Source organism: Acinetobacter sp. YH12236, from assembly GCF_013417645.1.
Taxonomy (GTDB): domain Bacteria; phylum Pseudomonadota; class Gammaproteobacteria; order Pseudomonadales; family Moraxellaceae; genus Acinetobacter.
This window is the reverse complement of the sequence record NZ_VPDM01000034.1, coordinates 22,660-28,659: the sequence shown is the minus strand read 5'-3', so window position 1 is coordinate 28,659 and position 6,000 is coordinate 22,660. Positions and strand designations below refer to the sequence as shown.

Here is a 6,000-nt window from a genome sequence, read left to right as displayed (position 1 = left end):
CCAGTTCATGCTCGTATTTTTGATTGAGAATAGAAAGATGCTGAACTTTAGAATCTAATTGCTGATTGGTGACTTCAAGATGTTGAACTTTGGCATCTAATTGTTGATTTGATACTTCCAGATGTTGGACTTGAGCATCTAATTGTTGTTTATCTTCTGCGAGTTGTTGATGCTGCATCGCCAACTGCCGGGTAAATTCCAGCAGTTGTTCATGGGTCAGTTGGCTTAAATCAGGCAGCATTTTCATGACCGCAGTATGCCTGAGGTCATGACGCAGAGGAAATAGAACGTTTGGAGAATAGCAGAATGTAGCAGCCTAGTTTAGAGCATTGTTACCACTTGCTGTCGTCCAATGCGCTGCCAGGGCAAACCCTGAATTAGTGCCTGTAACTGTTCTGGACTGAGAGCTACGTTTTCACCCTGGTGAACTTTAGCCCAGTGGAATTTTCCCTGTTCCAGCCGCCTGGCACACAGCCAGATGCCCAGTCCATCATGTACCAGCACTTTCATACGATGGCCACGTTTATTACAGAACAGGTAGGCGCAATGCGGTTTGATTGAGCCAAAGGCTTTCATAATCTGCGCCATGGCCGTATCCATACCCGCACGCATGTCCATGGGCTGGGTAGACAACCAGATTTCATCGATACGGATCATTTGATCAAGCCCTGAAGTAAAAGCAGTAATTCAGTTGCAGACTCCACCGGCCATTCGATTTCGATCATCTGATCCCTTACGGAACCTTGTTCATCATGTAATGGAATCCTGATATGAGCGGTAGCTTTCTTTTCTGGCACAGGTGGCGGAGGTGCTTCTTGTTTGATTGGCGTCGGGTGAAGAATGACGGGAAGGAAGTCGGTCTGTGGAATGGATGAGATTGTTAATGATGGAACCATTGATCTGGACTGACGAATCCATTTATGCAACAGATTGGCATTGATCTGATGTTGCATTGCGACCTTAGCCACCGATGTATCTGGCTGCTGGCATTGCTGAATAAGTTGATGTTTAAATTCAGCCGTGAAGGTTCGACGGGGCTTTTTTAGCGTTGGTGCAGTGTCTATAACTGTCTTTAAATCCATAAATAGGTGTCCACTTAAATTTTAGTGGACACTATCGCGGTATTAATGAGTTAGAAAAAGTGGGGCTCAGCGGACGCTTACCATGAATATGCCACTAGATTGAAATATTCACGAAGTTTATTTAATTCGTATTTGCGACTCTTTAAGGCTTTTCGTAGAGTAAGTCCACCTGCCAAACCATTTTTATTTATCATCCAGTCAGAGGGTTTAATTAATCCTAATACACAACTTGAAGAGTACCCTTTGGTCCTTAATCGCATTGCAATATAGGCGTTAAGAATTTCATGATTAACTCTCTCATTATTTGCCCAAGATGAATATTTACTGGCTTCAAAACGTTCTAAAGAGTTGATATCTGATATTTTTGACTTATCCCCGATAGCATTTAAAAAGTCGACTACGATGAAAGATGCCATCTTAGATAAATATTCAAATATATTATCTGGGAGCACCTGTTTTTTTTGAATTTTATGAGTATTAGGAGGGTTTTTCCAACATAAATTATTTAAGTCGACATAGGCAATGGGTTTATTAAATACATATTTGATAGAGCTAGGGTTTCGTAAATATTCAAAAAATCTATCTAATTCAGTGTTTTTTATGCGTTCATAGTTTTTAGCCGCTTTATGGTAATATGCTGGAGAGAGGGCTGTTAGGGTTTTAAACTTTGTTTGAACATATTCAAAACCAAACTCTAAATTTAATTGTTTAAATATTTCATTAATAAATGTTAAACCATTTTCAAAAATGGGAATTAATGTGTTGGCTTTTAGGACACCTTTTGCATATTTTTTTTCCCTGATGTTTTCTTATTATATTGGGGCCAAAATATAGTGTTGTTGAGTAAAGCGAGCTCAAATATGACTTTTATTTCGGTTAAAATAAATCTAGGAATATCATTATATTTTGAAAAGTTTATGCGTAATTTTGCCCCTTGGACATTTCGTGCGGCATTTGGGTAATCAGAATTAAAATCCCAAGTAGAATCGGAAAATTTAGATATTTTCGAAATGGATCTTTCCATAAACTGATTTATGTATATATTAGATTCGATATATTTTTTTTGTAGGCATTGTTCTAGATTGTTTCCTACACTTGGACTATTTATCAGGTTGTGATGATGTTCTGCAAAATTTTTCAGTATATTTAGCTGAGTTTCTATATTCATTAAATTACTCCATCTATCAATACAGTGTTCTCAATGTATTCAGATGCAATTCTTGCGTTTTCAAGCTCCAATGGGGAAAAATTAGATAAGTTGGGGGCTGTAATCTGATTCATGAGTTCTAGATTTTCTCGAAGAATATGCCCGTAGGGAGTGTCAATAATTTGGGTGTTTTCTAAACGAGCTTTGTAATCACGCTGCATTGCAAAAATTTGAGGAAGGTGATGAACTGCAAGCACAACATTGTCACAACGTAAGCATTTATTATATTGTGAACACGGAGTTCCTTGGATATAAGAGGCCAATTTTTTTACAAATTCAGGTGGATCAAAAATATTTCTGCACGCCGCTAAAGGTGTTATAAAAGTTACTGCTGGTTCATCCTTATTTTTAACTTCTATCTTTTTGGGATTCTCTTGGGGTTTAGCTTCCAAAGTTGAGCAATGTATTTCTGTCAGTTTTTTATCTAGCTGTGCTCGACTTATATTATTAAAGTCTAAAGAGTCAATATAACTCAGAGTGGTTTGTATAGATGAGTGTCCTAATACTACTTGAATTTCTCTCATACTTACATCAGCTTTAATCAATTCGCTGACTAAAGTTGGTCTAAATCTACTTATTGTTAGAATTAGTGGGCGGTCTTGATCACCTTTTAACTGATATTTATTAACAAATCGAGTAATGCTGATTCCTAAAGCTTTGTAATTTCTTCCATTAAGTCCTAAGAAAGGAGCTACTCTTTGGTGTGATTTTTTGCTATTTGATTGATAGATAAATAACCTATTTTTGACTGTGTCACTTGTAATATTTTCCCGAATGTTACTTGTCAGTCTAATCACCTCATCAAAAATATTTTTTACAGACTCTTTTTGACTTGGAGTTAGCCAAGTGATTTTGGCTTTAATTAAATCAAGATGATAGTCTTTTTTTCCGTCTGATCTTTCTTTCCAATATCTAAGACAAGGTCTACCTGTAGCTGGATGCTTAAGTGTAAAGTCATCTATATCAAGAGCGAGTAAAGACTCAGTATTTATACCTGTGACTTGGGCTAATTTTAATAAGTAGGGTAATAGGACATCTATTCCAATCATAGATATGACTCCCCACTCTCTATATATATTGTCTAGTTTTTTTCCTGAATCCTGAATAATTTTAAGAAAAGATTTTTGAATTCGTGTTTTGGCTGTGTTGTAAAAAATAGGTTCACAATTAAGTAGGTTTTCAAATATCCAACGAGCATTATTAAGAGTTGATAATCCTTTAATTCGATATCCATATTGATCGAGAGGATTCTTACCAATACCAGTAATTCTATAGGGTTTTAGGATCGATCTAGACTCAGTAATACCTTTGTCGATTGCTTCTAATATTTGCAGGCGTTCATTTTGATTAAATGGTTTCTTTACATCTGTTTGTCTATATACATCGAAGCCAACTGCATTGAAAAAATTATATTCTATATCTTGTATTTGAGTGAGCCTTTTTAATGATTTCCGTACAGCACTTAAAAGAGTCTGTGCATGAGAGCTGGAAATATCTGCGTTTATTATTTTATCTTCTAGGTATTTTCTAAATTTAGATAGAAGATGTTCATCGAAAGTCTCTACAATTATTAAAGGTGTATTTCCATAAAGATTTGAAAGAAATTTGATAAATTCCTTGCATGCACCTTGATAGTTTTCTTTTGCTGATTCAGAAGACACTGTTTTAGATTGTGAGGCAAATAGTTGCTCTATTTGAATATATGGTTCTGCTTCAGAAGGTTTGTGAAAGTCAATAATATTAGTAAGTTTAAGAGTAGCTAATCTATTGAAATGACCTTTAAAGGTTTCCTTAGATGTACCCTGAAAAATTTGCCTTTCATGATTTCGTTCGGCAACAGTCTTATAATTAGCATCTACTATCCCTTTTTCTTTAAGGTCTTGATGAATGTAATTCCAAGCAGCCTTAACAGTGCTAAACTTTAAATGATATTTAGTTATAGGACATTGCTCTTTAGGCATTTTCCCAAGTGAAATCTTATTACCAAAAATAGGCAGTTGCTTTTTATTTTCTAGAGATAGCCCTCGATACCAATTAAGGAGTTTTCTCCTGGCGTTTATTTCAGCTAATGCATAACTACCATCGGGTATTAGCAAAATTTCTTCTTCAATCATTTTATTAATAATGGAATATGTAAGCTTGCTGTATTTAGATGCAGAGTTTTTTGAAATGCCTAAAGTACATACAAGATAGTTAACATCGACATTTATTTTTGAAGGCGTGTTAGCCTGACTAATTGGTATTTGCCACAAAGCATCTACATTTTGGATAACACTTGATACCCATTCTGCGATAGTAGATTCAACATCTCCGATTTTTTTTTGTTCATTAGTTTTCATTTTCTGTCTGTAATATTGATTTTTAACTGTGTGGTTTCATATATACGTTTCATTTTTTCAGCTTTTGTGACTAACTCACCTTCTTCGTTACACATTGTGCTGTAAATTTCATGGGGGATTTTTGTGTACATTTCAGTAGTATTTAGTTGGCTATGTCCCAAATTTTTTTGCAAAATTACAAGTCGGTCAAGATAATCCATTCCTAAATCTTCTGATTGTAATAGGGCATAAGCACTACCATGTCTTAGTTTATGCGGAGAGATTTGTTTTTTAAGCCGACCTTTCTTAATAGCGCGCTTACTTAAACGTTCTAACAATTTACTGATGCTCGATGCTGTATAAGCAGTACCCTGAGCAGTGAGGAAAGCTGGAGTTACAGCTTGAGTAGCATACTTCCTTGCATATTTTTTATAGAGTGGGGAAGCGTGATATTTCAGGATACGCTGGATTGTTGCAGAGCTTATTAAAGTCCAACGAGGGTTAATTTCATTTCTGCGTCCTTTGCTACCTAAAACTTCCAATGGAACATAACTTGGACAAATTGGTTTGTCTGAGGTGTATGAAATAAATTGTGTACTATTAAAATAAATAGCATTTTTAATATGTTCAACAGTAACTCGTGGAAGTTCGGAACGACGTAGACCTGAATCATATAAAAATTGGAGTACAACTCTTTCACGTTCAGAACCTGTTGATTCAAGTAATACAATAAGATCATCTGGATTACAGGGTGGCATAGGATTATTTTTTGGTGTTTTTGATAAATATCCGTCGCTATAAGGGTTATTTTTACGTATTTGTGTTTGATCCTCTCCTGGAGTGGTTAGATATTTCATGAAAAAAAATAAACATGCATCACGATTCCTGACGGTAGTTGATTTTAAATTTTGATTCCCCTCTAAAAATGTTATGTATTCTTCTATTACGTATGTTGGTACTGTAAGAAATGCCTCATCACTTACATCATCATCAAATTCAGGACGGGTTCGCATATAGTTCAAAAAGTAAGTTAGATTTTTGCCGTAAGTGGGTATGGACTCGGTCGCAAGTTTTTCATGCTTTGATTGGTAAGATAGATATTGAGAAATAATAGGTAAAAATCGACCATTATCATCAAAGACACCCACCCCATTCACGTGTACCTCTTTCGCTAAAAAATCTAATTTATCCTTCTTATTGAGAGGTGATTTAGACAGGTCTAGTTTGGTTTCTATGCAAATTTGGACGGTCATAAATAGTCATTCCTCCATTTGAAAATAAGAAGTTAAATTCAAATTTTTATTGAACTTTTATGGATAATAAATCTAACTTAATGCTGTTTTTTTTTCTTATCAAGGTATTTTTATTTAAATGATTTTAAAATAATTATATT

Annotated in this window: 6 protein-coding genes and 1 pseudogene; all 7 read right to left on the bottom strand. The window is 35.1% G+C overall.

Going from position 1 to position 6,000, the window contains the following annotated elements; genetic code table 11:
* Positions 1-247 (bottom strand): annotated as a pseudogene (locus FTV14_RS13155) (IS66 family transposase); the annotation flags it as partial.
* Positions 248-321: 74 nt separating this feature from the next.
* Positions 322-657: an IS66 family insertion sequence element accessory protein TnpB gene (tnpB, locus tag FTV14_RS13150; RefSeq protein WP_004783682.1), complete on the bottom strand. Its 336-nt coding sequence runs from the start codon at positions 655-657 to the stop codon at positions 322-324.
* Entirely contained in the window at positions 654-1,082 is a 429-nt protein-coding gene (locus FTV14_RS13145) for a transposase (protein WP_180054013.1), read from the bottom strand. The genes tnpB and FTV14_RS13145 overlap by 4 nt, the downstream gene beginning before the upstream one ends.
* Before the next feature lie 77 nt (positions 1,083-1,159).
* On the bottom strand, positions 1,160-1,498 hold the full coding sequence (locus FTV14_RS13140; RefSeq protein WP_180054012.1) for a hypothetical protein: 339 nt from the start codon (positions 1,496-1,498) through the stop codon (positions 1,160-1,162).
* A 353-nt stretch (positions 1,499-1,851) separates the two neighbouring features.
* A complete protein-coding gene (locus FTV14_RS13135) occupies positions 1,852-2,250 on the bottom strand; it encodes a hypothetical protein (RefSeq protein ID WP_180054011.1) in 399 nt (132 codons plus the stop codon).
* Positions 2,250-4,628, bottom strand: coding sequence for a site-specific integrase (locus FTV14_RS13130; protein WP_257219787.1), 2,379 nt, complete (start codon positions 4,626-4,628; stop codon positions 2,250-2,252). Before FTV14_RS13130 ends, FTV14_RS13135 begins: the two co-directional genes overlap by 1 nt.
* Positions 4,625-5,860, bottom strand: a complete 1,236-nt coding sequence (locus FTV14_RS13125) for a tyrosine-type recombinase/integrase (RefSeq protein WP_180050511.1) — start codon at positions 5,858-5,860, stop codon at positions 4,625-4,627. The genes FTV14_RS13130 and FTV14_RS13125 overlap by 4 nt, the downstream gene beginning before the upstream one ends.
* Positions 5,861-6,000: the final 140 nt, after the last annotated feature.

Excerpts from the sequence above, each read along its gene's own strand:
- FTV14_RS13145 (WP_180054013.1), bottom strand. The coding sequence starts at position 1,082 with ATGGATTTAAAGACAGTTATAGACACTGCACCAACGCTAAAAAAGCCC.
- FTV14_RS13125 (WP_180050511.1), bottom strand. The coding sequence starts at position 5,860 with ATGACCGTCCAAATTTGCATAGAAACCAAACTAGACCTGTCTAAATCA.
- tnpB (WP_004783682.1), bottom strand. The coding sequence starts at position 657 with ATGATCCGTATCGATGAAATCTGGTTGTCTACCCAGCCCATGGACATG.
- FTV14_RS13135 (WP_180054011.1), bottom strand. The coding sequence starts at position 2,250 with ATGAATATAGAAACTCAGCTAAATATACTGAAAAATTTTGCAGAACAT.
- FTV14_RS13130 (WP_257219787.1), bottom strand. The coding sequence starts at position 4,628 with ATGAAAACTAATGAACAAAAAAAAATCGGAGATGTTGAATCTACTATC.
- FTV14_RS13140 (WP_180054012.1), bottom strand. The coding sequence starts at position 1,498 with ATGGCATCTTTCATCGTAGTCGACTTTTTAAATGCTATCGGGGATAAG.